Origin of the sequence: Rhizobium sp. X9 (assembly GCF_018873185.1) — a bacterium.
GTDB classification, from domain to species: domain Bacteria; phylum Pseudomonadota; class Alphaproteobacteria; order Rhizobiales; family Rhizobiaceae; genus Agrobacterium; species Agrobacterium oryzihabitans.
This window is the reverse complement of record NZ_CP071312.1, coordinates 1,938,783-1,962,387: the sequence shown is the minus strand read 5'-3', so window position 1 is coordinate 1,962,387 and position 23,605 is coordinate 1,938,783. Positions and strand designations below refer to the sequence as shown.

The 23,605-nt window shown below is 60.5% G+C and carries 19 protein-coding genes; 2 read left to right on the top strand and 17 right to left on the bottom strand.

What is annotated here, in order from left to right:
- Positions 1-11: 11 nt before the first annotated feature.
- The 13 genes from JZY08_RS23930 to JZY08_RS23870 form a co-directional block, all read right to left on the bottom strand.
- Positions 12-989 carry an ABC transporter permease gene (locus JZY08_RS23930; RefSeq protein WP_003498875.1) on the bottom strand — a complete coding sequence of 326 codons (978 nt, stop codon included), beginning with the start codon at positions 987-989 and terminating at the stop codon, positions 12-14.
- Entirely contained in the window at positions 979-2,481 is a 1,503-nt protein-coding gene (locus tag JZY08_RS23925) for a sugar ABC transporter ATP-binding protein (RefSeq protein ID WP_003498873.1), read from the bottom strand. Before JZY08_RS23925 ends, JZY08_RS23930 begins: the two co-directional genes overlap by 11 nt.
- Before the next feature lie 70 nt (positions 2,482-2,551).
- Positions 2,552-3,463, bottom strand: coding sequence for an ABC transporter substrate-binding protein (locus tag JZY08_RS23920; RefSeq protein ID WP_080600415.1), 912 nt, complete (start codon positions 3,461-3,463; stop codon positions 2,552-2,554).
- 97 nt (positions 3,464-3,560) lie between these two features.
- A complete protein-coding gene (locus JZY08_RS23915) occupies positions 3,561-4,445 on the bottom strand; it encodes a helix-turn-helix domain-containing protein (protein ID WP_137039551.1) in 885 nt (294 codons plus the stop codon).
- Between the two features lie 375 nt (positions 4,446-4,820).
- Positions 4,821-5,858, bottom strand: coding sequence for an NAD(P)-dependent alcohol dehydrogenase (locus JZY08_RS23910; RefSeq protein WP_216331899.1), 1,038 nt, complete (start codon positions 5,856-5,858; stop codon positions 4,821-4,823).
- Positions 5,859-6,116: 258 nt separating this feature from the next.
- The gene (locus JZY08_RS23905; RefSeq protein WP_216333510.1) at positions 6,117-6,575 is read right to left on the bottom strand and encodes a DUF1801 domain-containing protein; all 459 of its coding nucleotides are present in this window, start codon (positions 6,573-6,575) and stop codon (positions 6,117-6,119) included.
- 118 nt (positions 6,576-6,693) lie between these two features.
- Positions 6,694-8,499: an ABC transporter ATP-binding protein gene (locus tag JZY08_RS23900; RefSeq protein ID WP_216333509.1), complete on the bottom strand. Its 1,806-nt coding sequence runs from the start codon at positions 8,497-8,499 to the stop codon at positions 6,694-6,696.
- 16 nt (positions 8,500-8,515) lie between these two features.
- Positions 8,516-9,454 carry an ABC transporter permease gene (locus tag JZY08_RS23895; RefSeq protein ID WP_216331898.1) on the bottom strand — a complete coding sequence of 313 codons (939 nt, stop codon included), beginning with the start codon at positions 9,452-9,454 and terminating at the stop codon, positions 8,516-8,518.
- Positions 9,454-10,428, bottom strand: coding sequence for an ABC transporter permease (locus tag JZY08_RS23890; RefSeq protein ID WP_035225794.1), 975 nt, complete (start codon positions 10,426-10,428; stop codon positions 9,454-9,456). Before JZY08_RS23890 ends, JZY08_RS23895 begins: the two co-directional genes overlap by 1 nt.
- Positions 10,425-11,405 carry a nucleoside hydrolase gene (locus tag JZY08_RS23885; protein WP_216331897.1) on the bottom strand — a complete coding sequence of 327 codons (981 nt, stop codon included), beginning with the start codon at positions 11,403-11,405 and terminating at the stop codon, positions 10,425-10,427. The genes JZY08_RS23890 and JZY08_RS23885 overlap by 4 nt, the downstream gene beginning before the upstream one ends.
- A complete protein-coding gene (locus tag JZY08_RS23880) occupies positions 11,402-12,361 on the bottom strand; it encodes a nucleoside hydrolase (RefSeq protein WP_216331896.1) in 960 nt (319 codons plus the stop codon). The genes JZY08_RS23885 and JZY08_RS23880 overlap by 4 nt, the downstream gene beginning before the upstream one ends.
- A gap of 41 nt (positions 12,362-12,402) precedes the next feature.
- Positions 12,403-13,284 carry a dihydrodipicolinate synthase family protein gene (locus JZY08_RS23875; RefSeq protein WP_216331895.1) on the bottom strand — a complete coding sequence of 294 codons (882 nt, stop codon included), beginning with the start codon at positions 13,282-13,284 and terminating at the stop codon, positions 12,403-12,405.
- Positions 13,285-13,307: 23 nt separating this feature from the next.
- Entirely contained in the window at positions 13,308-14,858 is a 1,551-nt protein-coding gene (locus tag JZY08_RS23870; protein WP_216331894.1) for an ABC transporter substrate-binding protein, read from the bottom strand.
- A gap of 133 nt (positions 14,859-14,991) precedes the next feature.
- Between JZY08_RS23870 and JZY08_RS23865 the strand changes: the two genes are divergently transcribed.
- On the top strand, positions 14,992-15,876 hold the full coding sequence (locus JZY08_RS23865) for a LysR substrate-binding domain-containing protein (RefSeq protein ID WP_035243114.1): 885 nt from the start codon (positions 14,992-14,994) through the stop codon (positions 15,874-15,876).
- A 74-nt stretch (positions 15,877-15,950) separates the two neighbouring features.
- On the opposite strand, the gene JZY08_RS23860 is transcribed toward JZY08_RS23865, so the two are convergent.
- Complete coding sequence (locus tag JZY08_RS23860; RefSeq protein WP_216331893.1) at positions 15,951-16,544, bottom strand: TetR/AcrR family transcriptional regulator; 594 nt, start codon at positions 16,542-16,544, stop codon at positions 15,951-15,953.
- A 121-nt stretch (positions 16,545-16,665) separates the two neighbouring features.
- On the opposite strand from JZY08_RS23860, the gene JZY08_RS23855 reads away from it, so the two are divergent.
- Positions 16,666-17,892, top strand: coding sequence for an MFS transporter (locus tag JZY08_RS23855; protein WP_216331892.1), 1,227 nt, complete (start codon positions 16,666-16,668; stop codon positions 17,890-17,892).
- A gap of 66 nt (positions 17,893-17,958) precedes the next feature.
- Here JZY08_RS23855 and dhaL read toward each other — a convergent pair whose 3' ends face one another.
- The 3 genes from dhaL to JZY08_RS23840 all read right to left on the bottom strand — a co-directional run bounded on the left by dhaL (position 17,959) and on the right by JZY08_RS23840 (position 23,575).
- A complete protein-coding gene (gene dhaL, locus JZY08_RS23850) occupies positions 17,959-19,647 on the bottom strand; it encodes a dihydroxyacetone kinase subunit DhaL (protein ID WP_216331890.1) in 1,689 nt (562 codons plus the stop codon).
- Between the two features lie 106 nt (positions 19,648-19,753).
- Positions 19,754-21,853 (bottom strand): FAD-binding protein, encoded by a 2,100-nt coding sequence (locus tag JZY08_RS23845; protein ID WP_216331888.1) that lies wholly within the window; start codon positions 21,851-21,853, stop codon positions 19,754-19,756.
- 66 nt (positions 21,854-21,919) lie between these two features.
- A complete protein-coding gene (locus JZY08_RS23840; RefSeq protein ID WP_216331887.1) occupies positions 21,920-23,575 on the bottom strand; it encodes a GMC family oxidoreductase in 1,656 nt (551 codons plus the stop codon).
- Positions 23,576-23,605 lie beyond the last annotated feature (30 nt).

Sequence of the window (23,605 nt, the reverse complement as noted above, 5' to 3'; positions counted from 1 at the left end):
TTCGAGCCGGCTCAGCGCCATTCGCGCCCGATATAGATGGCAAGCAGGATGATGGCGCCCTTGATGACATCCTGCAGATAGGGGTTGATACCCACGAGATTGAGACCGTTATTGAGGATGCCGAGCAGCACCGCACCGATAAGCGTGCCGAGGATCAGGCCCCTGCCGCCTGCAATCGCCGTGCCGCCGAGAACAACCGCCGCAATGGCGTCGAGCTCAAAACCGACACCTGCGTTGGGCTGACCGCTCATCAGGCGGCCGGTGAGGATGAGCGCGGCAAAAGCTGCCGTGACGCCCGAGATGCCATAGACCGCGAGCTTGACGCGCTGGGTCTTCACACCCGAAAGACGGGCCGCCAGTTCATTTCCGCCAAGTGCATAGACATGACGGCCGAAAGCCGTGCGCTGCAACAGCACCCAGGCCACGGCATAAATCACCACCATGATAACGACTGGAACCGGAACGACGCCGATGCGGCCGACGCCGAACCAGGAAATCCAGCTCGGAATGCCGCTGACCGGGTAGCCGCCGGAATAGATGAGGCCGAGACCGCGCGCCATTCCCATGGTGGCGAGCGTCACGATGATGGCGGGCATCTTCCCCCAGGCGACAAGCGCCCCGTTGAAGATACCGATGCCGAGACCGATGAAAAGGCCAGCCGGCAAAGCAACCGCCGGAGACAGGCCGGTATTTACCATCAGGCCGGCTGACAGCGTGCCGACAAGCGCCATGACCGCGCCGACCGAAAGGTCGATGCCACCCGTGAGGATGACGAAGGTCATGCCGACGGCGAGGATGCCAACGACGGAAACCTGCCGCAGCACGTTCATGATGTTGTTCACGCTGAAGAAATTGTCGCTCGCAAGCCCCATCAGGATCGATACGACAATCAGGCCTGCCAAAGGCAGGGCGAGCGGTGAGCGCAAGAGGTTGCCCAAACCAAAACCGCTCGTTTTCGCGGCAACGCCGGTGTTTGCATCAAGCGACATGTTCAACCCTCCCGGTGGTGGCATTTGTCATTATTGTTTCCGAATTGATGTCTTCGCCTTCAACGGTGGCGACGATGCCGCCGGAACGGAACACGCAGACGCGGTCCGACATGCCGATCACTTCCGGCAGCTCCGAAGAGATCATGATGATCGAATGGCCCTTGGCGGCAAATTCGCGCATGAGCGCATAGATTTCCGCTTTCGCGCCGACATCGATACCGCGTGTCGGTTCGTCGAAGATCAGTACCCGCATGTCATGGTTCAGCCAGCGGGCGATGACGATCTTCTGCTGGTTGCCGCCGGAGAGCGTGTCGACGCGGGCAAAGGGGCCCTGCGCCTTGACCTGCACCTGCGCCATGGCCTTCTTGGTGTATTCCAGCTCTTTTTTCAGGTCGATGAACCAGTGAGCCTTCGGATACTTGCGATAGTTGTTGAGCGAAATGTTCTGCAGGATGGAGAAGCTGGTGATCAGCCCTTCTTCCTTGCGGCTTTCCGGAAGCAGGCCGATACCGCGCGCCAGCGCCTCATCCGGTCCGGAAAAACGCGTGTCCACGCCATCCACCTTCACCTTGCGGCGGGAAGCGGAATGCGCACCCAGCATGGCGAGTGCCGTTTCCGTGCGACCGGAACCGACAAGACCGGCAAAGCCGAGTATTTCGCCTTCCCGTAGCGAGAAACGCGAGACCGGGCCGCCTCTTTTCAGCTGAAGCTCTTCCACCTCGATGACGTTGCGCGCGGAAGCGTCGATCTTCGGCTTCGGCGGGAAGCTCGCCTCGATGCGTCGGCCGACCATCATTTCCACCAGCCGGTCATTATCGACCTCGGAGGTGAGGCAGGAACCGATGAGTTCGCCATCGCGAAGGACCGTGATGCGGTCGCAGATCTCGAATATTTCCTCAAGATGATGGGAAATGAAGATGATCGCGACACCCTGACGCCGCAACTCGCGCATGACCTTGAAAAGATGCTCGGTCTCTGAGGGGGTGAGCGTCGCCGTCGGCTCGTCGAGAACGAGAATGCGCGCATCCAGCGACAGCGCCTTGGCGATTTCGACAAATTGCTGCTGGGCAACGGAAAGGCGGTGCACCGGCACATCGAGCGGAACGTCGACAGCCAGACGGCTCATGATTTCGGCGGCCCGCTTGCGCATGGCGCCTTTGTTCAAAAGGCGCAGCGGCCCGCGGATTTCGCGGGCAAGAAACATGTTTTCCACGGCATTGAGATAGGGGATCAGGCTGAATTCCTGAAACACGATGCCGATACCGGCGGCAATCGCCTCGTCATAATTGGCAAAACGGCGATCCGTTCCGTCGATGCGGATCGTTCCCTCCGAAGGCTGCAAAATGCCGCAGAGGATCTTCATCAGCGTCGATTTACCCGCGCCGTTCTCTCCCAGAAGCGCATGCACCTCGCCGGGGCGCGCCTGAAGGTCGACACCGCGCAAGACCTCGATCTTGCCGAAGCTTTTTCTTATTCCATTCAGTTCCAGCATTTCACCCTCCTCGATGGTCGGGACTTGTCCCGCCCCCACACAAGGTGGGGACGGGACCTGGGAGGAATTCTTACCAGCTGAAATCGCCGGCGTTCTTGCTGTCAACGACCATGACGTCGATCGGCACTTCCTTCGGAACGACGCGGGCGCCCCACTTCTGGGCAAGCGCCATGGCAAGACCAACGCGCACCTGGTCACGCGGGAACTGCGCGGTGGTTTCAATGAAAGGGCCACCGTCGGCAATTGCCTTCACAGCTTCCGGAGCACCGTCTACCGAGGTCAGCTTGATGTCCTTGCCGGAACCCTGGATCGCAGCAAGCGCACCCATTGCACCGCCATCGTTGACCGAGAAGATGCCGGCGAGGTTCGGACGGGACTGGATCATGTTTTCGACGACACCCAGGGCAACGGAGCGGTCCTGACGGCCGTTCTGCGTGTCAACAAGCTTGATCTCCGGGAATTCTGCAAGCGCTGCCTTGCAACCTTCGACGCGCTGCAGGATCGGCACGACAGGAATACCGTCGAGGATAGCGACCTCACCCTTGCCGCCAAGGGCATCGCCGAGATACTTGCACGACTGGTAACCCGCGTCGCGGTTCTTCGAGCCGACGAAGGTGTCGACCGGGCCGTTGGCGTTGGCGTCAACCGCAACAACCGTCACGCCGGCAGCCTTGGCCGCATGCACGGCGGCTTCGATGCCGGCGCTGTCGGTCGGGTTCAGAAGCAGGATGTCGATCTTCTGCTGAAGCATGTCTTCAACATCGGAAATCTGCTTTGCCACATCGTGGCCGGCGTCCGTGACGACTACGTCGGCACCGATGCTTGCCGCGGCTTCCTTCAGCGCTTCCTGCATCGACACGAAATAGGGGTTGTTCAGCTCCTGGAACGTCATGCCGATCTTCAGCTTTTCCTGCGCCAGCGCCGGAGCGGCCATCATTGCAACTGCGGCTGTCGCCATCAGGAATTTCGATTTCATTCTCATTGTAACTTCCTCCCGTTTGGAAAGTTTGGGCAATAAGGGCCCGTTTCCGGACAGTCCTCTGTCCGAATTGGTGAAAAATCTGCGATGTATCGGTGGTTTAATCCGCCATGACCGCCGCCTTCTGGGCCGCGAATATGGTCCGGAACCTCGATGGCGACATTCCCTTCAACTTCAGGAAATGCCTGTTGAAATTCGAAAGGTTGGAAAAGCCCACATCATAGCAGACTTCCGCCACCTTCACGTCCTGATCCGCCAGCAGCATCTGGCAGGCGAGATCAATGCGTAACTGATTGCGATACCGCACCAGGGTTGTCCCCGTATGACGCTTGAAGGCGCGGGAAAAGGCGCTCGGGCTCTGGCCCACCATGTCGGCGAGATCGATTTCCTCGACCTGTTCGGTCAGGTGCTGGCGCAGATGCGACAAAGCGCGGTTGATGCCGCTGTCACCAATGCCGGTCAGATCAAGCTCGTAACTCAGGCTCGCCAGCACCTCGGGCGCAGGGGCATTGACCAGAAGGTCGAGAATTTCCCAGAAAAGCGCCAGACGCGTCAGGCCCTGGGCCTCGATCAACCGAAGGATCAGCGGGCGAACACGATCGCTCGTCTCGTCGTCAAACAGAATGCCGCGGCGGCTGCGGTCCAGCAGGGCACGCACCACGTCCATCTCGGACATGGACGCGCAGGCATCCTCGATAAAGGTCTCCGGAAACTGGATCACGAGAGAGCGCGTCGGAACGATCTCGTCCGGCTCGATCTCGCTGATCCAGTTCTGGGGGAGATTGGGACCGGTCATGATGAGCTGACCGGGGCCGAAGCGACCAACGAAATCGCCGATATAAAACGTGCCCGATGTCGCCACGACCAGATGAATTTCATACTCAGGATGGTAATGCCAGCGCACGGTACGGAACGGATAGCCATGCCGCCAGGCGGCGAAGGATTCGCCCTTGCGGATGTGCACCAGTTCCAGATCGGGCTGCATCAATATTCCTCCCTTCAGTCACGTCCGCCGCATTCACGGAGAAAGCCATTCCTCTTTATGGCCCGTCCCTAAGCGTTGGCGGAGAGCATATGGCCTGCCGCGCAGAGTTCCACATCATGCCGGGGAAATTGCTGATACTTTTTTGACTGTTTTTTGTCGAGAATTGAATAGTGCGCCGCGGATGCTGCAAACAAAGCCGGCGGTTGCGCCGATTTTCCTGCGCAATTTTGCGTGATACGCCCATATAATGCGCATGAGGGAAAGGGATGTGATTAATTTTTAGAGCGCGATCCACCGATCACCGGCAGTTCGCGCTCATACTTTTCCGCAGGATATCTGCCGCTCGATCATCAGCGGCCGATTGGCCGGAAGAGCTTATTGCGGCATCAGAATTTGCAGTTTCACGTCCGTTTCCCTTGCCTCCACCGCACGGTCAAAACCGGCGATGCTGTCTTCAAAGGGAATGGTCGCGGAGATCAAAGGCTTCAGATCGACCTTGCCCGAGGCGATGAGGGCAACCGCCCGGTCATAGACATTGGCGTAGCGGAAAACCGTCTCCACCCGAAGCTCCTTGGCCTGCAGGCCGACAATATCGACCGGAACGGGATCGACGGGCATGCCGACGAGGACGATCGCGCCACCGGGACGCGCCAGTTTCGCCATGCCCAGTATGGCAGGTGCGGCACCGGAGCATTCAAAGACGATATCGCAGCCCCAGCCCTCCGTCGCAGCCGCAACCGCTTCGGCGAGGTTGTGCTCGCGGATATTGACGGTTTCGATGCCATCATAGGCGGCGATGATATCCAGCTTCGGCTGGGCAAGATCGGCGACGATCACCTTGGCGCAGCCACCCGCGAGCGCAGCCAGCGCCACCATCATGCCGATCGGGCCGGCGCCGGTGACAACGGCGATATCGCCGGGCTGGATGCGCGCTCTCAGCGCCGCCTGCATGCCGATGGCGAAGGGTTCGACCATGGCGCCCTCGGCAAATGAAACATTGTCAGGCAGCTTGTAGGTAAAGGCTGCGGGATGAATGACTTCCGGCGTCAGGCAACCATGGACAGGAGGGGTCGCCCAGAAGCTGACGGCCGGATCGACATTGTATATGCCAAGCTTGGACGCGCGCGAGGTCGGGTCGGGAATGCCCGGCTCCATGCAGACGCGGTCGCCCGCCTTCAGATGCGTCACCTCGGCACCGGTTTCGATCACCGTTCCCGAAGCTTCATGGCCGAGCACCATGGGTGCGTTGACGACGAAATGGCCGATTTTGCCATGGGTATAATAATGGACGTCCGAACCGCAGATGCCGACCGTGTGCGTGCGGATGCGCACATCCTTCGGCCCGAGCTTGCCGGCAATGTCAAACTCCCTGAGCGAGAGCTTTCCTTTTTCTTCGAGCACCAGTGCTTTCATCTCATCCTCCGTCGTTTGCGATACGCCTGAAAGCGAATTCAAACAGCGTGATGCGGTGCAACTTCGGCAAAAGTAAACAGAAATCGGCCAGATCAGCCGGTTTTTCTTCAAGGAGGAAAAACTGTATCGAGGAGCCCGGAATTTCTCATCATCCGCGATGCTTTGCCGCTTTTTCAGAAATTGAGGGACGACGTGATTCGCTCGCCACACCCCCGATCGCTTTGGCTCACAGCCCACGAAACAGGTTCGCGGAGACACTCACATCCTTTCGCCGGGCAACTGGCTTGCCTGTTTCACCCAGTCGATGAATTGCGCTTCATCGAATGCGCCCTCGTGAATATCGAGGTAACGAACTTTCTGTTGTTTGGAAGTGCCCGGCGGCATCGGCTGCAAAGATGCGCCGTCAAAGAAGGTAACCTTGACGTATTTGGTAAAACAATGGAGGGCGAGGAACCAGACATCATCCTCCCTGCCGTAAAAAGGCGAGTTCCACTTCACCGCTTTGCGCACGCCAGGAACGGTGCTCTCGATCAACGCGTCGATCCGGGCTCCGACAGCACTTTTCCACTCGGGCATGGCCGCGATATAGGCCTGCACCGGCGCATTACCATAACCCTTGGCAATCTGGGGATTGCCGCCCGAAAGAAGCTTCGGCGCCGCATCCGCCGGCTCGGTCTTCGCGATACCGGCAGCTTTGTTCGACTTCCTGTCGACCATCACGTCCACCTCGTAGCGTTCGTGTTCATTGACGATCCCGCTGGCCGGGTGGGCCAGCGTGAACAGCAAATGTACACACGGTCGTCAAGACGAGCCAGTGGAGAATGGAGCCGCGGCCCTATGCGACCAGCACGAAATGTCCTTCGCCGGCTTCTTCGTAAACGCGCTTCGGCGGCACATAGTCGGCGGCGCGGAACGGGCTCTTGATCTCCTCATTGGAAATCCGCCGCGTCTGCCGGCGAGATGGATCGGCAATCGGCACCGCTGCCATCAGGCGTTTGGTATAATCGTGCTGGGGATTTTCAAACACCGACTGGCGCGAACCGATTTCGACGATCTCGCCGAGATACATGACGGCGACGCGGTGGCTGATGCGCTCCACAACGGCCATATCATGGCTGATGAAGAGATAACCGAGGCCGAATTTTTCCTGCAGGTCGAGCATCAGGTTGATGACCTGCGCCTTTACCGAAACGTCGAGCGCGGAAACGGATTCGTCGGCGATCAGGAGCTTCGGTTCCAGTGCCAGAGCACGCGCGATGCAGACGCGCTGGCGTTGGCCACCGGAGAATTCGTGCGGAAAACGATCCGCCATCGAGGCGGAAAGGCCGACCCGTTCCAGGAGATTGCCGACACGCTCGCGCGCTTGCGCAGCGCTCGCCAGCCCATGGGTGACGATGGGTTCGGCGATCGCCTGGCCGATGCGGATGCGCGGGTTGAGGCTTTCGAACGGATCCTGGAAGATCATCTGTGCTTCACGGCGAATATCGGCAAGCTCGCCTTTACCGGCTTTCAGCACATCCTTGCCGCCGATGCTGACCTTACCGGAGACGGGATCCGTCAGCCGGATGATCGAACGGCCGGTGGTGGACTTGCCGCAACCGGATTCGCCGACAAGCGAGAGGGTTTCGCCCTGCCGCAACTCCAGCGAGACGCCCTCGACAGCGTGAATGCGGCCGATCGTCTTGCGCAGGAAACCCTGCTTGATCGGGAAGCGGGTGATCAGATTGTCGACCTTGAGGATTGGCGGCGTATCCCGCCTGACCGTATCTTCCGTCGGCTTGACGGGCTGGATCTCGCCGGTTGCCATGTCCACCAGCGGGAAACGCAACGGGCGGTCCTTGCCCGCCATCGAACCGAGCTGCGGCACGGCCGACAGAAGGGCCCGCGTATAGGGGTGGCTGGCGCCCGCAAAAAGATCGTGCGTCGTGCCGGTTTCCACCTGCTCGCCACGGAACATCACCACCGTGCGGTCGGAGATTTCGGCGACAACACCCATGTCGTGCGTGATGAAGAGGACCGACATGCCCTCCTCTTCCTGCAGCGTCTTGATGAGTTCGAGGATCTGCGCCTGAATGGTGACATCAAGCGCCGTCGTCGGCTCGTCAGCAATCAGCAGCTTTGGGTCGCAGGCAAGTGCGATGGCGATGACGACGCGCTGGCGCATGCCGCCGGAAAAATTCATCGGATATTCGTTGAGACGCGATTTCGCCGAGGGAATGCGCACCTTCTCCAGCAGCCGTACGGCTTCGGCTTCCGCCTGCGCATGCGACATGCCGCGGTGCTGCACCAGAACTTCGGTGATCTGCTGGCCGATCTTCAGGACCGGATTGAGCGATGTCATCGGTTCCTGAAAGATCATGCCAATGCGGTTGCCGCGGATTTTCTGCATGGCCTCGAGCGGGAGAGACAGGAGGTCCTTGCCCTCGAAATCGATCCGGCCGGTCACCCGAGAATTGCCGGGCGACAAAAGCCGCATGATCGACATGGCCGTGACGCTCTTGCCGGAACCCGATTCACCGACGACGGCGACGGTCTCCTTCGCATTGATGTCAAAGCTGACATCGTTGACGACATTGCGCCATTCGCCGCCGACGCGGAATGCTGTGTTGAGGTTTGAAATCGACAGGATCGGATTGGTCATTGGTGCGGTCATGGCATCAGCCCTCCCGTCGCGGATTGAGAATGTCGCGCAGGGCATCGCCGATCAGGTTGATCGCGACGATGAGCAACAGCAGGACAAGGCCCGGAAAGAAGCTGATCCAGTAATCGCCGGAAAGCAGATATTCGAACCCGTTCGAGATCAACAGACCGAGCGAGGGCTCCGTCACCGGCAGGCCGATGCCGAGGAAGGACAGGGTAGCTTCCAGCATGATGGCATAGGCGACGCGCATGGTGGCGACAACGATCAGCGGCGGCAGGCAATTGGGCAGAATATGCCGGAAGAGAATGCTGCGGTCCGGCAGCGCCATGGAGCGGGCCGCGTCCACATAGGCGCGCTTGCGCTCCACCAGCGCGGAGCCGCGGATTGTGCGCGCATAATAGGCCCATTGCGTAACCACCAGCGCCAGAATGATCTTGTCGACGCCCTGGCCGAGAATGGCGAGGAAGATCAGCGCGATCAGAATGGCCGGGAAGCTGAGCTGGATGTCGACGATACGCATCAGGATGGAATCCAGCCGGCCACCGGCATAGGCGCTGATAAGGCCGATGGACGCACCGATGACGAGTGCAATCGCCGCACTCGAAAGGCCGACGAGAATACTGGTGCGCAGGCCGTAAAGAATGGCGCTGAACAGGTCGCGGCCCTGCGTATCCGTGCCGATCAGATAGGTCAGGCCGGACATGCTTTTCGAAAGCGGCGGCAGGCGGCCGTCCATAATGTCGAGCTGGGCGAGATCGTAAGGGTTCTGCGGCGCAATCATCGGCGCGAAGACGGCCGCGAGAATAAAGACCGTCACCAGCACGATGCCGATCAGCGCAAGCTTGTCATGCAGCAGCGCGTAGGCCACTTCCCGGCCAGGCGAACGGGAGGTCGCGCGGGTATCGGTGTTTGCGGCGGCGTGAACCGAAACGGTTGGGGACTTGCTGTCGGTCATCACGAATTCCCCTCAAGACGAACGCGGGGGTCGACCAAGGAATATAGAATGTCGACCAGAAGATTGATGACGCTGAACATCACGACGGTGATCATCAGATAGGCGAGGATGACGGGGCGATCGAGAACGCCGATGGCGTCGATGATCAGCTTGCCCATGCCCGGCCATGCGAAGATCGTTTCAGTGACGACGGCGAAGGCGATCAGCGAGCCGAGTTCTAGGCCGATGACGGTAATCAGCGGGATCAGCGTGTTCTTCATGACATGCACGGTAACGATACGGCGCTCCGTCAGACCCTTGGCCCGGGCGAAACGGACAAAATCCAGCTGCATGGTTTCCATCACGCCGGCGCGGGTGAGACGGATGACGAGCGAAATCTTGAACAGCGCCAGATTGAAGGCCGGCAGCAGGAGATGGGACAGGCCGTCCAGCGTGAAGAGGCTGAGCGGCACGCCGAGCACGGACACGGTGTCGCCGCGGCCGGATGCCGGCAGCCAGCCCAGATAGACGCTGAAGAACATGATCATGACGAGACCGATCCAGAAGGTCGGCAGGCTGAAGCCGAGGATGGAGAAGGTCATGATCGACCTGGAGATGAGGCCCTTCGGCTTCAGGCCGGCATAAACGCCGAGTGGAATGCCGATGACGAGCGCCATGAACAGCGCAACAAAGGCAAGTTCCAGCGTGGCGGGCATGCGGTTCAGGATCAGCGTCAGCGCCGGCTGGTTGAACACGAAGGAATTGCCAAGATCGCCTGAAAGCGCGCGGGTCAGGAACAGCCAGTATTGTTCCCAGACCGGCTTGTCGAGACCGAAGGACTGGATGACCTGCAGCCTTTCAGCCGGCGTCGCGGTCGGGCTCAGCAACACGTCGACCGGATTGCCGACGAGGTAGAGGCCGGCAAAGACCAGAACCGACATGACGAGAAGGGTGAGCACGGTCTGCATCGACCGGCTTAGGATATATCCGCTCATGATCTTGAGCCTCCCGGTGTTTGTCCGCCGAGCGCTTCGCCGCCATGGCGAGCGATGCGCTCGATCAGCAATTCGATGAAACCGGTCTCGTCAATATCGGTGACGACGGTGGCATTGGCCGCCCGGTCCATCTTCCTGTAGAAATCGGCATAGGTATAACCCATTGTCAGGCCTGTGACCTGTACGCCGACAAAAGCTTCACAACTGGTGAAGAGTTCAGGGCGGATCAGCCACGCGATCGTGGTCGCATCGTGGATCGGCCCGCCCGGGCGACCGAAGCGTTTCACGTCGCTGCGGTCGAAGGTGGAGAACAGGTTGAAGAGCGCACCACCCGCTTCGCCGCCGGCGCGGAACCTTTCAAAATGTTCGGCCGTGAACAGCGCCTTGAACGTCATGTCGAGCGGCATCAACACGATCGGCACACCAGACTGGAAGACGATCTCGGCGGCATGTGGGTCGGCGTAGATGTTGAACTCCGCCCATGGCGTGCGGTGGCCGAGCGCGGTAAAGGCACCGCCCATGGCAACGATCCGGCCGATGCCGCGCGCGACATCCGGATGCTGGACGAGCGCCAGCGCAATATTGGTCATCGGCCCGATGGCGCAGATGGTGATCTGTTCGCCGGCATCTACTGCGGCGCGTGCGGTTCGCACGATGAACTGCACCGCATTTTCTTCTTCCGGCACAATCCCGCCGGCCTTGACCAGCGCATCATTGAAAGCGCCGATGCGGGCATATTTGCCAAGCACCTGCTCGCGCACCAGCGGTCCGCTGGCGCCGGCATAAACCGGTACGCTGCGGCTGCCGCTCAGGCCCACCAGCTTGCAGGCATTGACGACGGTGTCGTGCAGCGGCACGTTGCCGGCAACGATGGACAGGCCCAGAACCTCGATCTCCGGCGAGGCGAGCGCCATCAGGATGGCGGCGGCGTCATCGACGCCGGGATCCGCATCGATGATGACCTTATGCGCTTTCATACCACCACCTTTTCGGCGTAACGCGACAGCCGTTCCAGGAAGAAGGCGATGACGCCATCGGCATCAACCCTGGTGACAATGTCGGCATTGGGTTCGAGGCCGCTTTTGCCGTACCAGTCGGCAATCGTCTGCCCCATGCAGAGTTCGCTTTCATATTCGACGAAGACCCGCGCCTTCTGCGTTTCGAACAGATGCGGCGCAAGGATATAGGCCATGACCAGCGGATCATGCAGCGGGCCGCCGCGCGAACCGTAGCGGGGAACGTCATTGCGGTCCCAGAAGGCCATCAGCTCGGCAAGCGTCTGCGAAATGCGACCGCTGACGCGTGAAAACTCGGTGATATGTTCCGGCTTCAGCATCACCTGATGGGTGGCATCAAGCGCCAGCGCGACAATCGGGATGCCGCTTGAAAACACAACATGCACGGCGTGCGGATCGGCCAGAACATTGTATTCCGAGGTCATCGTGCGATTGCCGGGTTCGCGATAGGCGCCGCCCATCATCACGATACGCTCGATGCCCTCGGCGATCTGCGGCTTCATGCGCAACGCGACTGCGACATTGGTCATCGGGCCAAGGCAGCAGAGCGTGATACGCTCGCCCTTTTCCGCCGCCCCGCCCAGCGTTTCGATCAGGAAATCGACGGCGGACATGGTTTCCACCTTTTTGGCAGGCTCCGGCAGAACGGTGTTTCCGAGCCCGGTCTTGCCGTGGAACTGGCCATGGATCGGCTCACGCAGCATCGGGCGGAAACAGCCGGCATAGACCGGAATATCGGTTCGTTCACCAAGCTCGCAGACCTGCAGGGCATTGCGCACCGTCCGCTCCAGCGGCTGGTTGCCGCAGACCGGCGTGATGCCAAGGATCTTGAGTTCCGGCGACACGAATGCGGTGAGGAGCGCAATGGTGTCGTCGATACCGGGATCACAATCGACGATGATCGAAATCGGCTTCATTCTCAAATGCCTTCAATGTGTGGTGTGGGATGGGAAAAAACTCAGAGCGCGCCGACATCGCGCAGCACGTCGGCAATCTCCGCCCGCGCGGCTTCTCCGAGCGGCAGTTGCGGATGGACCGGCGCGCCAACGGCGAAACCCTGCAGTTCGAGCGCCGTCTTGATGCAGGCGGCAATCGAATATTTCGCGAAGATCTCGTTGACCTTCCACATCGGCCGCTGCATCTCCATCGCCAGCATCCAGTTTCCTGCCCTTGCGGCTTCGTAGAGCGCTATGCTCTGCCGGGGCACGATGCAGGCAGGTCCCGCCATCCAGCCCACCCCGCCGATCATCATCACGCAGACCGGAATATGCGCGGAGGCGGCAAAGACCTGCATTCGTCCACGGGTTCGTTCGATGATGGAAAGCAGGCGGCCGGTATTGGTCGAGGCGTCCTTGATGTAGCTGATGTTGTCGATATGGCTCAGCCGCTCGATCACCGGGAGAGAGAGATCGGAACGCTGGAACTGCGGGTTGGTGTAGAGCACCACCGGCCGCCCTTTGGCCGCTTTCGCGATTGCGGTGAAATAAGCTTCCACACCCTCGTCGCTGACAGGGAAATAGGCTTCGAGAATGGCCAGAATACCATCCGCCCCCGCTTCCACCATATATTCGGTCTGGGCCACCGCATCGGCGGTCGAGGTCGACGCCACGCCGGCGACAACGGGGACCCGGCCGCGATTGGCCGAAATCACCGTGTCGACGACGCAGCGTCTCTGCTCCTGGGAGAGATAGGCAAATTCGCCGGTGCTGCCGAGCGGCGCGAGGCCGTGAACGCCCTCGCCGATCAGATGATCCACCAGATCCGTCAGCACACCTTGCATCACCTTGCCGGATGCATCGACCGGCGAGACGAGATAGGGAAATACACCGCTGAAAGACATGGCGGATCGCTCCTTTTTTCGGATCAGTTCGGCTTCACGTAGTAGGGAAGCGTGTAGCCGTCCGAACGGCCGGCATAGCTGATGTCGCTCTTCACCGCCCAGGTGTTCGCCAGATAAAAGACCGGGATGACGCCGAGGTCGCCCATGGCGACTTCGGTTGCCTTGCGCAGCAGTTCCTCGCGCTTGGCATCGTCAAGCGTTGCACGCGCCTCATTCAGATCCTTGTCGAATTCCGGGTTGGAATAACGGCCGCGATTGCCCTGCCCCGCCTTCTCGCCATAGGTTTCGAGGATAGGCCCAAGCACGCCGGAGGCTTCGCCGGTTTCGACAGCGGCGCCACCCATGATGAAGCTGAATTCGAGGTTCGAGGCACGGGTGAAATAAACGCTGCCCGGCAGGGTCGCGACTTCGGTTTTGACGCCGACGCGGCTGAAGAACTGGCCGATTGCCTGTGCAACCTTGCTATCGTTCGGATAACGGTCGTTCGAGGCGTGGAAGGTCAGCTGGAAACCGTCGGGATAACCGGCCTTCGCCAACAGTTCCTTGGCCTTGTTCGGGTCATAAGCGTCAACCTTGATTGCCGGATCGTAACCGAAATAACCTTCGGGAACGACCTGACCGGCCGGAACGCCCTGTCCATCCATGATGCGGTCAACAAGTGCTTCACGGTTGATCGACAGGGACAGGGCACGGCGCACTTCCGGCTTCAGAAGCGGGTTCTTGCCATCCGGCCCCTTGGCGAAAGGCGATTCTTCGCGGGCCTGATCCATGTGCAGATACATGATGCGGTTGCCGGCAATATTGACGACCTTCAGCTTGTCGGATGCCTCAAGCCTGCGGGTATCGGCCGTCGGAATGCTTTCGATCATGTCGACATCACCCGAAAGCATGGCGGCAACGCGCGCGCTCGGGTTCTTGAAGACACGGAAGGTAACCTTGTCCCAGGCAGCCTTTTCGCCCCAATAGGCATCATTCCGGGCAACCACGACGTTGTCGTCCGGCGACCAGGAGACGAATTTGAACGGGCCGGTGCCGATGACGCCCTTGCCGGTATTCATCTCGCCCGTCGTTACCTTTTCCATTTCAGCCGGCAGAATGGCGATACGGCTGAGGTTGTTGAGCAGCAGCGGCGTCGGGCCGGCCGTCGTGATGCGCACGGTCAGCGGGTCGACGGCGGTGACCTCGGTGATCGCCTTCACATAGGCGGCAAACGAGCTTGGGCTGTTGGTCGAGGCCAGCGGAATGCGCTTGATGCTGGCAATCACGTCCTCTGCGGTGAAATCGCTGCCGTCGTGGAACTTCACGCCTTCGCGCAGCTTGAATTCCCAGGTCTTGTCGTCGACCACCTTCCAGGAGGTGGCGAGCGCCGGCTGGATTTGCTGCTTCTCGTCCTGGTTCACAAGACCGTCGAAAATATTGCGCGCCATCGCGCTGTTCGGGCCGACCACATAAAACTGCGGATCCATGGACGTTGTCGAAGCGGACAGACCAACGGTGAGGTCCTTTGCCTGACCTGCGAGCGGCATGGCGAAAACAGACGCTGCCAATGCGGCTGCGACAGCAGAAAACTTCATGGTGAGGACTCCTCCGGGTTGTTCCAGCGCGCACTCTCCCCGCGCGATCAAGAGGAGTTAACGCTTCTTTATGGAAAAGAAAAATTGCATTTGGTACAGAGTTCATGCCTGAATGTTATGGGAGGAGTAAAGGTTGCGGTTAAAACCACGGCAGGTCGAAGCTTTTCGCAGCGTCATGATGACCGGTGGCATCACGGCTGCGGCGGAAGCCATGAACGTGACGCAGCCGGCGGTCAGCCGGTTGATCCGCGATCTCGAAGACATCGTACAGATGACCCTGTTCGAAAGAGCGGGCGCCCGGCTGATGCCGACTGCCGAAGCGACAAAACTCTATCGCGAGGTGGAGCGCCTCTATCTCGGGCTTGACCAGATCGGGCAGGCCGCCGCCGACATCCGCCTGCACAAGAATACAGTTCTGCGCATCGCCAGCGTCACATCGCTGGTGCGGCCATATCTGCATCAGGCGATCATCGACACGATCGGCGACCGGCCGGATATTCCGCTCGTAATCGACGTGGAGAACAGCCGCTACATCTGGGACATGGTCGAGCAGAACCGTTATGATCTCGGCCTCGTCTTCAGTTCTCCACGGATGGTCGAAAAGAATGCCGTCCGCCTCCACAGCGCCGGCGCGGTCGCCGCCATGGCGCCGGGCCATGAACTGGCCGGACGCAGCGTCATAACGCCGGCCGACCTCATGGATGAACGGGTGCTTATTCCGGGCAGAAACTCACCATTGAGGCTTTCCCTCGACAGGGCCTTTTCGCGTGAAGATCACCAGCCTGTCAGCACGATGGAAACATCCATGCTGAACTGCTGCCATTTCGCAGCAGCCGGCATGGGGATCGGCATCGTTGACAATACCAGCCTCCGCTCCGCCGGGGCCGAGGTTGTTGCAATTCCGTTCGAGCCGAGGATCGAAGTCTCCTATTTCGCGATCCGCCCGAGCGGCGGCCAGAGGATTGCCATTCTCGACGAAATCGTCGGGCGAATGCAGGAGATGCTGCGAGCGGAATGAATGAAACCGCAGACCGCACGGTCATCGGCCCATGCCCTCCGGCATTTGCTCCGCTCAAATGATGCCGCGGCTGCTCAGCCTTTCCTGATCCGCAATCCTTCCAGAAAGGCCCGGAAGCTTTGCACGGCTCGTCTGGACGTCGTTTCGGGGTCGTCGGAGTTCGCGATCCACTGGGCGGCACTGCTGCTCGCCGCATTGATGAAACGGGCGCATGCCTCCGGATCGATGTCGCCGATAGTCCCCTCCTGCTTCAACGCATCGAGGCTTCGTGCAACGGCCAAGATACAGCCATTGGCATTTGGCCAGCGGGAGGGGTCACCCAGCACGGCCGGTCCGTCGCGGAACATGATACGCTGGATTTCAGGCTCCAGAGCCATGCAGACATAGCCGACATTCTCCTCGATGAAGCCCTCCCATCGCGTCTCGGCCCTTGACGAGATGTCACAGAGCCTCTTCGTCATTTCGGCATCGATTTCACCCACGACCGCCAGCAACAGGCCTTTTTTATCGCCGAAGTGGTGATAAAGCGCACCGCGGGTCAGTCCCGCTTCGGCCGTGAAGTCGTCCATGGACGCGTCGGCATATCCGATGCTGCCAAATGCCTTGCGGCCGGCGGCCAGAAGCTTCGCCCGCGTCTCGGCAATCATTTCGCTGCGGGGTTTGCGCATTTTTTCTCCTTGCTCGACATACGCCACGTATATTAGTTGACATACGTCGCGTATGCAATTATCTAATTTACATACGCCACGTATGTGTGTGGTGGATACTCCCTAAACAAGGTGCATCCCGATGCCTAATCCATACAGAGAAATTTTCCGGGCTCCCGGCGCCAAAGGCTTTTCCGCCGCAGGTTTCTTCGCCCGCCTTCCGATTGCGATGGCCCCGATCGGCATCGTCGCCATGCTGTCCCAGACCCATGGCGAATACTGGCTTGCCGGTGCCGTTTCGGCGACCTTCGCGCTGACCAATGCGGCTGTCGCGCCGCAGATTTCCCGTCTGGTGGATCGCAGGGGCCAGAGCAGCGTCCTCATCCCGGCCACCATCATATCGGTGATCGCCTTTGCGATCTTGATCATTGCCACGAACCAGAAGTGGCCTGTCTGGACACTGTTTCTTTCGGCCTTCCTCGCCGCCGCCATGCCGAGCATTCCGGCGATGATGCGCGCCCGCTGGACGGAGATTTTCCGTGACCGGCCAGAGCTTAACACGGCCTTCGCCTTTGAATCCGCCGCCGACGAGCTGGTTTACATTTCCGGCGCATCGCTTTCCGTCGGTCTTGCGGTCTCGCTCTTTCCGGAAGCCGGGATGATGATCAGCACCACCTTCCTTGCGCTTGGCACCTTTGCCTTCCTTCTGCAAAGATCAACGGAACCCAAGGTGCGCCCGGTTGAAAGCGGAGGCAGGCAGCGTTCCGCGATCTTCCTGCGTCCCGTCCAGATCATCACACTTGCCCTGATCTTTGTCGGCTCGACCTTTGCCACGGCCGAGGTGAGCGCCGTTGCCATCACCAAGGCACTCGGCCAGCCGGAAGCTGCGAGCCTCGTCATCGGCGTCTATGCCATTGGTTCGTTCGTCGTCGGCCTGCTTCTCGGCGCGATCAACCCCAGGATACCGCTGCATCGCCAGTTGCTGATCGCCGTCAGCGTCCTTACGCTGACGGCTCTACCGCTGCTCTTTGCAACCACGACAGTAGCCCTGCTGGCCTTCGCCGTGTTCCTCAGCGGTGTTGCAATCTCCCCCATCTTCATCACCGCATTCGGCCTGATCGAACGCCGCGTGCCGGAATCGATGCTGACGGAAGGCGTGACCTGGGTGATGACCGGCATCGGTATCGGCATGGCGCTCGGCGCCTTCATCTCCGGCTGGGTGATCGACAATTTCGGCCCGGGCAATGGCTTCTGGGTGTCGGTTGCCGCAAGCCTGTCGACAGTCACCATCATCGCCCTCGGTCAGCGCAGCCTCTCCGCAGAGGGCAGGCACGCCGACACGACAGCCGTGGCGCAGCCTGCCGAGTGATTTCCCTCAATCGTGGACTGCCGCGATCCTCGCGGCAGCTCGTCTCAGGCGGAGCCTGCCGGTGTTTCATTGGACGGTTATCCGCCTCATCCAGACCATGACAGCCACCGCGCCGCCATCTGCATGCCCCTTCGCGCGTTCGCCGAGATAGCTGGCGCGCCCGAGGCGCGGCGTCATATCCTTCGTCGCTTCCGCTCCAGCCTCACCGGCTGCGACCGCTTCGCCCCACGCAACCTCGACGGACTGCCCCTCGGCGAGCCTGTCACGGAAAGTGGTGGCGGCGGGATGAAGGGCATCCACCATCGTTCTGTCACCGGGTTTTGCGCCGCCAAGCTCGGAAACGGCCTCAACCGCAGCGACAAATGCCTCCGCCAGCTCTTTTGCCGTCGGTGCATCTGAGCCCGCAAGATGCCGGGCGGCCCGCATGAGGCCCGTTGCGTAGAATGGGCCTGAGCTACCGCCGATCGCCTTCCTCATGGCATCACCCATCGCCGACAGCCCGCTCGAGACATCCGCGAAGGCCTGAGCCGGAAGCGCGAGGACCGCTTCGGCGCCACGCTTCATGCTGGTGCCGAGATCGCCGTCGCCTGTAACGCTGTCGAGGTCCGTCAGCTGCTGTTCAGCGGCAATCAGGGCCTTTGCGACATCTTCAGCCACCTGCCGAAGACGCGCGCCTGCGGCGGTCATTTCCCGGTCTGGCTGGGCTTCAACCGGCAGCCTGGAAGAGGCAAGCATGCGACGCCTGTTTACAGCACCACCGCGTGGCCAGGCGGTCGCATCCGTTGTTGCGTCGATGAGTTCGAGAGCCCGGTCATCAACCTGCATGATGGAAAGCGAAAAGCCCGGCATGTCCAGCGCCGACAGGAATGTGCCCGCCCACGCACGCTCGACGCTTACCCCTTTCGCCTCGAGAATGCTGAGCGCCGAACGGGCAACAATCGACAGCTCCATTGGCGGCGTCGAGCCCAAACCATTGACGAGGAGCACGACGCGATCTCCGCTCTTCAGCTTTCCGTCGGCCTCGATCGTGTTCAGCACAAGCGACGTCAGATCATCCGCAGAAGCGATCTCCATTCTGCGGACACCCTGTTCGCCGTGAATGCCGAGACCGACCTCGATCTCCCGCTCGCCAAGCGTGAAACCGGGTTTCCCGACAGCCGGCAAGGTGCATGAACCGAGCGAAATTCCCATCGACGAGAGCCCGGCCGCAGCCCCTCGCGCCACCTGCGCAACTTCGCTTAGAGGCAACCCAAGCTCGGCTGCAGCACCGGCCAACTTGTGCACCAGCACCGTTCCGGCAATGCCACGGCGGCGGTCAACGGGCACGGTATCCTTCAAGGCAACATCGTCGGCGACGACAACGATCTCGACGGGAATTCCTTCCGCCCGGGCAAGCTCCGCCGCAAGGCCGAAATTAAGCCGGTCACCGGTGTAGTTCTTGACGATCACGAGCGCACCCGCCGGCCCCGCAGAAGCCCTGATTCCCGCCAGCACGGCATGGGTGCTCGGTGAGGTGAAGACGTCTCCGGCCACGGCAGCCGTCAACATGCCGGCCCCGACGTAACCCGCATGCGCCGGCTCATGGCCGCTGCCGCCACCCGAAAGCACCGCGACCTTTCGCTGATCCGCTTCCGGAAGTCCCGACCTTATCACCACATTCTCGTCGGCAAGAAGGATGCTGGCCGGGCTGAGAGCCACGACGCCCTCCAGCATGTGGCGGACGACGGCGGACGGATCGTTGATCAGCTTCTTCATTCTTCTCTCCCGAAAGACGCTTCAGTTTGCGAGCGCAAGGATAGAGTGCTGATCGGCCGTGTCAAAGGCGTGAATGGGTCTCGCCCGGACATAATTCAAAACGAATTCAGTCCCTGGTGCACCCTTCTCTTTCGCCGAGGTCATAGATGCGTCCGGTGAGCCAGGCGGGCCAGTCCCGTTCAAAGAAGGATTTCCGGCTTTCATCAAAGACGCGGTTGGGGCGCGTCGATATCACCATGCCCTCATCTTTGAGCCTGACGATGATCTGCTCGTTACGATGGTCGTCTTTCTCCCTGCGAAAGCGGAATTCCTGCAGCGGGCCTGCGGCAACGTTCGGAACCAGCTCACCGTCAGCATCGCAGATCGCGCGTGCGCCCCGGCTGCCGCCGCCGTTGCGAATGAAGTGATCCAACGCCGCAAGCACTGCCTCGGAAGCAACCGCCATTTGTTGCCACTGAACGGCGCGAACGGCCTCTGCTGCCCGTCCGTAAGCGATCCCGTTCGAACGGATCGTCACATTGAGCGAACGCGCCTCGGCAAGCGCCTGCGAAACGCTTTCGGCATCGCATATCATCCCCGCTCTATCGCTCATGCGGGACTGAATTTCGGTGCGGATGTCCCTGGCGGACAGGCGACTATCCTCCTTCAGAATGGCAAGCAGGCCGTTGATCCCCACTGACGCCACCGCTTCAATATGTGCCGATGACGAGGATTTCGCACGACCACTTGCGCCGATATGTTCGGCCACGCGTGTGCCGAACACCTGCCCGGCATTCAGCGCCGCTCCGCCCGGTCGTGTCACACCATGCGTACCGGCCGCCTCCCCAACGGAATAACATCCTGCCAGATTGGTCCGCCCCCAGGTATCGACCGTGATGCCGCCGTTCATGTGCTGGTTGTTCACCGCAAACTCCAGCGGTTCGCTGGCGATGTCGATTTTGTAGCGCCGGTAGAGCTCGATCGCGAGCGGGTTCATATGCCGCAACCGGTCGATCGGCAGTTCCTTCATCGCGCCGGCGTTTTCGATGTAGCTGCGGACATCGGTGTCGAGACGATCAAGGCTGAACGGAAGATCACCGGGCACCGCCAGCGGATTGCGATTGAAGTCCATGAAGACCCGCCGCCCGGCCGCAGACTCACGAAAGATCGCAAGGTCGACCAGGCTCGAGCCGAAATCGAGCATGCGCGTCGAATGGAAGGGCCATTGATAGCCCTTTCGGAAAATGTTGGACGCCATTTCCTGCGTATTGCGATAGTAGCCCGCCAGAAAATGATGCTCTTTGCCCCCGGCATCCAGCGAATAAATATGCGGGACGGCCTGCACGTATGTTCCCGACAGGTTCCAGGGAAACCCCTCTCGCCGCGTGCCAATGCCGAACTGGCTTTCCGTCAAATTGACGAGGTCTATCCCCGCCTCCAGCGCCAGCCCCAGAGAACCGAAACAACCATTGGGATAGACGCTGTCGCGATAAAGTTCGCCCGGCCCTCCGGCTGCAAGCACAATCACCGGACACACGAAGAGAGCGATCCCGAACGGGTTGGTATCGCTGCGTTCATGGGGCTGCATGGCGAGAACGCCGACGACCCGCCTTTCCTCGCTCAGACCTTCGGTCAATATTTTAACGACGGTGGTGTGATTGTGAAACGGGATATCCAGACGGATTGCTTCATCCGCGAGAACCTTGACCATCAGCCGCGATGTGCGGGGGCCGCAACTGGTCGCGCGGCCGACTTCGTCGTGATCGGTCTGATATCTCAGCGTCCCGCCCAGCGGGTCCTGTGGCAGGGGCAGTCCGAGGAATTGCAGGGAGGCCATCATGCGCGCCGATCCCACCGCCTCGACATAGGCGGTATCCTCGTCCATCGCACCGCCGCTGCGGATGGCGCGCGCCATTGCCTTGAAGTTGTCGCCCTGATCGGCGGTGTTCGCGGTGTGGAGCGTTTGTTTGTCCGATCCGGAACAGGCGGATGTCCCGCCCCACGCGCTCTGGCTGAGGATAACGACATCATCGCCGCGTCGCTTCATTTCCACTGCGGCCCTTAATCCGGCCGCACCGGAACCGACCACGGCGCAACCGGCCCGATGAACCGGGATATCGATGCCGCCAAGCACGATCATCTCCCTGGGGCCGGGCACATTCGGCAAACGCGGCATGTTCACATCCGTGAGCGCGTCAAGAATATGCTGCGGGACGGTTACGTCCATGAGCGTTGTACTCCTCGTAAATTGCCTTGCAGGCTTCGTCGCGAATTCGCCTGATCCGCGAAATGACTATCGAACCTGAGCACGCGCCCTTGGACGCGTTTCATTGCGTTCGTGCGAGAAAATTGCAGGTGCCAGGGGGCCAAGTCCTCTTATCAGGTCAGCACCCTTCTCTCCGACCATGATCGTCGGCGCATTGGTGTTGCACGAGGGGACGCGTGGCATGACGGAGGAATCGCAGACGCGCAGCCCTTCGAGACCATGCACCTTGAGATCGAGGCCAACGACGGATTCCGGCCCGTTGCCCATCTTGCAAGTGCCGACAGGATGGTGATCGGTCTTGGCATTCGCGCAGCCATAGTCGAAAAGCTCATCATCCGTCATGACCTTCGGTCCCGGAAGACGTTCCGCCATGATGTATGGCTTCAACGCCGCCTGCTGGAATATTTCACGGGCGATCTTGAGGCCTTCCAGCGACATCTTCCGGTCATGCGGATCGGACCAGTAATTGGGATCGATCAGCGGCGCGGCGGCCGGATCAGAGGATGACAGCCGCACGGTTCCGCGCGATCTGGGGTGAAGATAGGCGGAATTCAGCGTGACCCCGGCGTTTTTCAACCGCTCCACGCCCGCCTCGATACCCGACCCCAATCCCAGATGGAACTGGATATCCGGCGAGCGCGCATCCGGGTCCGCATACCAGAAACCGCCCGTTTCAAACAGTGAGGAGGCAACCGGGCCGGTGCGGAACAGAATATATTCAAGCCCCGCCCATATCGTCCGATGAAGCTTGGCGACGCCGTCATAGGTATGGTCGCCGGTGCATTCGGCAATCACGAAAAGGTCGAGATGATCCTGCAGGTTGGAACCGACGCCGGGCAGGTCATGGAGCACCTTTACGCCCACGGATTTCAGGTGATCCGCCGGGCCGATACCTGATTGCAGCAGAAGCTTGGGCGAGCCGATGGCGCCGGAAGAGACGAGGACCTCCCGTTCGGCGCGGATGATTTCCGTGCCGGACTTTCCGACCACTTCAACCCCTATCGCACGCCTACCTTCCAGAACGATGCGGGAGACGCGTGCACCGAGTTTGATCGTCAGGTTCTTGCGATGGCGGATCGGGTTGAGATAGGCAAGCGATGCCGATGACCGGCGGCGGTTGCGCTGGGTGAGCTGATAGAAGCCGACGCCGGCCTGCTGCCGGCCGTTGAAATCGTGATTATAGGGTATGCCGAGTTCCTGGCCGGCCCTGATATAGGCATCGCAGATGGGCAGGGCCGAAACCGGCATCGAGACTCCCAGCGGTCCGCCATAGGAATGATAGTCGTCGGCAAAACGCTGATTGTCTTCGGCGCGTTTGTAATAGGGCAGGACGTCGCGATAGCTCCAGCCATCGCAGCCATCCTCGGAGACCCATGTATCGTAATCGGCTGCATTGCCGCGCGTATAAAGCTGGGCATTGATCGATGAGCCGCCGCCCAGCACCTTGGCCTGGGTGTAACGCAACACCCTGCCCTTCATGTGCTTTTGCGGCACGGTCTCCCAGCCCCAGCTCGCCACGCCTTTGGTCATTTTGGCAAAACCGGCCGGCATGTGGAAAAGCGGGTTCCAGTCTCCCCCACCGGCTTCCAGCAGCAGGACGTTGACATCGGGGTCTTCGCTCAAACGGTTGGCAAGCACACATCCTGCGGGGCCTGCACCGGTGATAATATAGTCGAAACGCATCGAACTATCCTGTTACACTTGAGTAATCTG

Excerpts from the sequence above, each read along its gene's own strand:
- JZY08_RS23930 (WP_003498875.1), bottom strand. The coding sequence starts at position 989 with ATGTCGCTTGATGCAAACACCGGCGTTGCCGCGAAAACGAGCGGTTTT.
- JZY08_RS23925 (WP_003498873.1), bottom strand. The coding sequence starts at position 2,481 with ATGCTGGAACTGAATGGAATAAGAAAAAGCTTCGGCAAGATCGAGGTC.
- JZY08_RS23920 (WP_080600415.1), bottom strand. The coding sequence starts at position 3,463 with ATGAGAATGAAATCGAAATTCCTGATGGCGACAGCCGCAGTTGCAATG.
- JZY08_RS23915 (WP_137039551.1), bottom strand. The coding sequence starts at position 4,445 with ATGCAGCCCGATCTGGAACTGGTGCACATCCGCAAGGGCGAATCCTTC.
- JZY08_RS23910 (WP_216331899.1), bottom strand. The coding sequence starts at position 5,858 with ATGAAAGCACTGGTGCTCGAAGAAAAAGGAAAGCTCTCGCTCAGGGAG.
- JZY08_RS23905 (WP_216333510.1), bottom strand. The coding sequence starts at position 6,575 with ATGGTCGACAGGAAGTCGAACAAAGCTGCCGGTATCGCGAAGACCGAG.
- JZY08_RS23900 (WP_216333509.1), bottom strand. The coding sequence starts at position 8,499 with ATGACCAATCCGATCCTGTCGATTTCAAACCTCAACACAGCATTCCGC.
- JZY08_RS23895 (WP_216331898.1), bottom strand. The coding sequence starts at position 9,454 with ATGACCGACAGCAAGTCCCCAACCGTTTCGGTTCACGCCGCCGCAAAC.
- JZY08_RS23890 (WP_035225794.1), bottom strand. The coding sequence starts at position 10,428 with ATGAGCGGATATATCCTAAGCCGGTCGATGCAGACCGTGCTCACCCTT.
- JZY08_RS23885 (WP_216331897.1), bottom strand. The coding sequence starts at position 11,405 with ATGAAAGCGCATAAGGTCATCATCGATGCGGATCCCGGCGTCGATGAC.
- JZY08_RS23880 (WP_216331896.1), bottom strand. The coding sequence starts at position 12,361 with ATGAAGCCGATTTCGATCATCGTCGATTGTGATCCCGGTATCGACGAC.
- JZY08_RS23875 (WP_216331895.1), bottom strand. The coding sequence starts at position 13,284 with ATGTCTTTCAGCGGTGTATTTCCCTATCTCGTCTCGCCGGTCGATGCA.
- JZY08_RS23870 (WP_216331894.1), bottom strand. The coding sequence starts at position 14,858 with ATGAAGTTTTCTGCTGTCGCAGCCGCATTGGCAGCGTCTGTTTTCGCC.
- JZY08_RS23860 (WP_216331893.1), bottom strand. The coding sequence starts at position 16,544 with ATGCGCAAACCCCGCAGCGAAATGATTGCCGAGACGCGGGCGAAGCTT.
- JZY08_RS23855 (WP_216331892.1), top strand. The coding sequence starts at position 16,666 with ATGCCTAATCCATACAGAGAAATTTTCCGGGCTCCCGGCGCCAAAGGC.
- dhaL (WP_216331890.1), bottom strand. The coding sequence starts at position 19,647 with ATGAAGAAGCTGATCAACGATCCGTCCGCCGTCGTCCGCCACATGCTG.
- JZY08_RS23845 (WP_216331888.1), bottom strand. The coding sequence starts at position 21,853 with ATGGACGTAACCGTCCCGCAGCATATTCTTGACGCGCTCACGGATGTG.
- JZY08_RS23840 (WP_216331887.1), bottom strand. The coding sequence starts at position 23,575 with ATGCGTTTCGACTATATTATCACCGGTGCAGGCCCCGCAGGATGTGTG.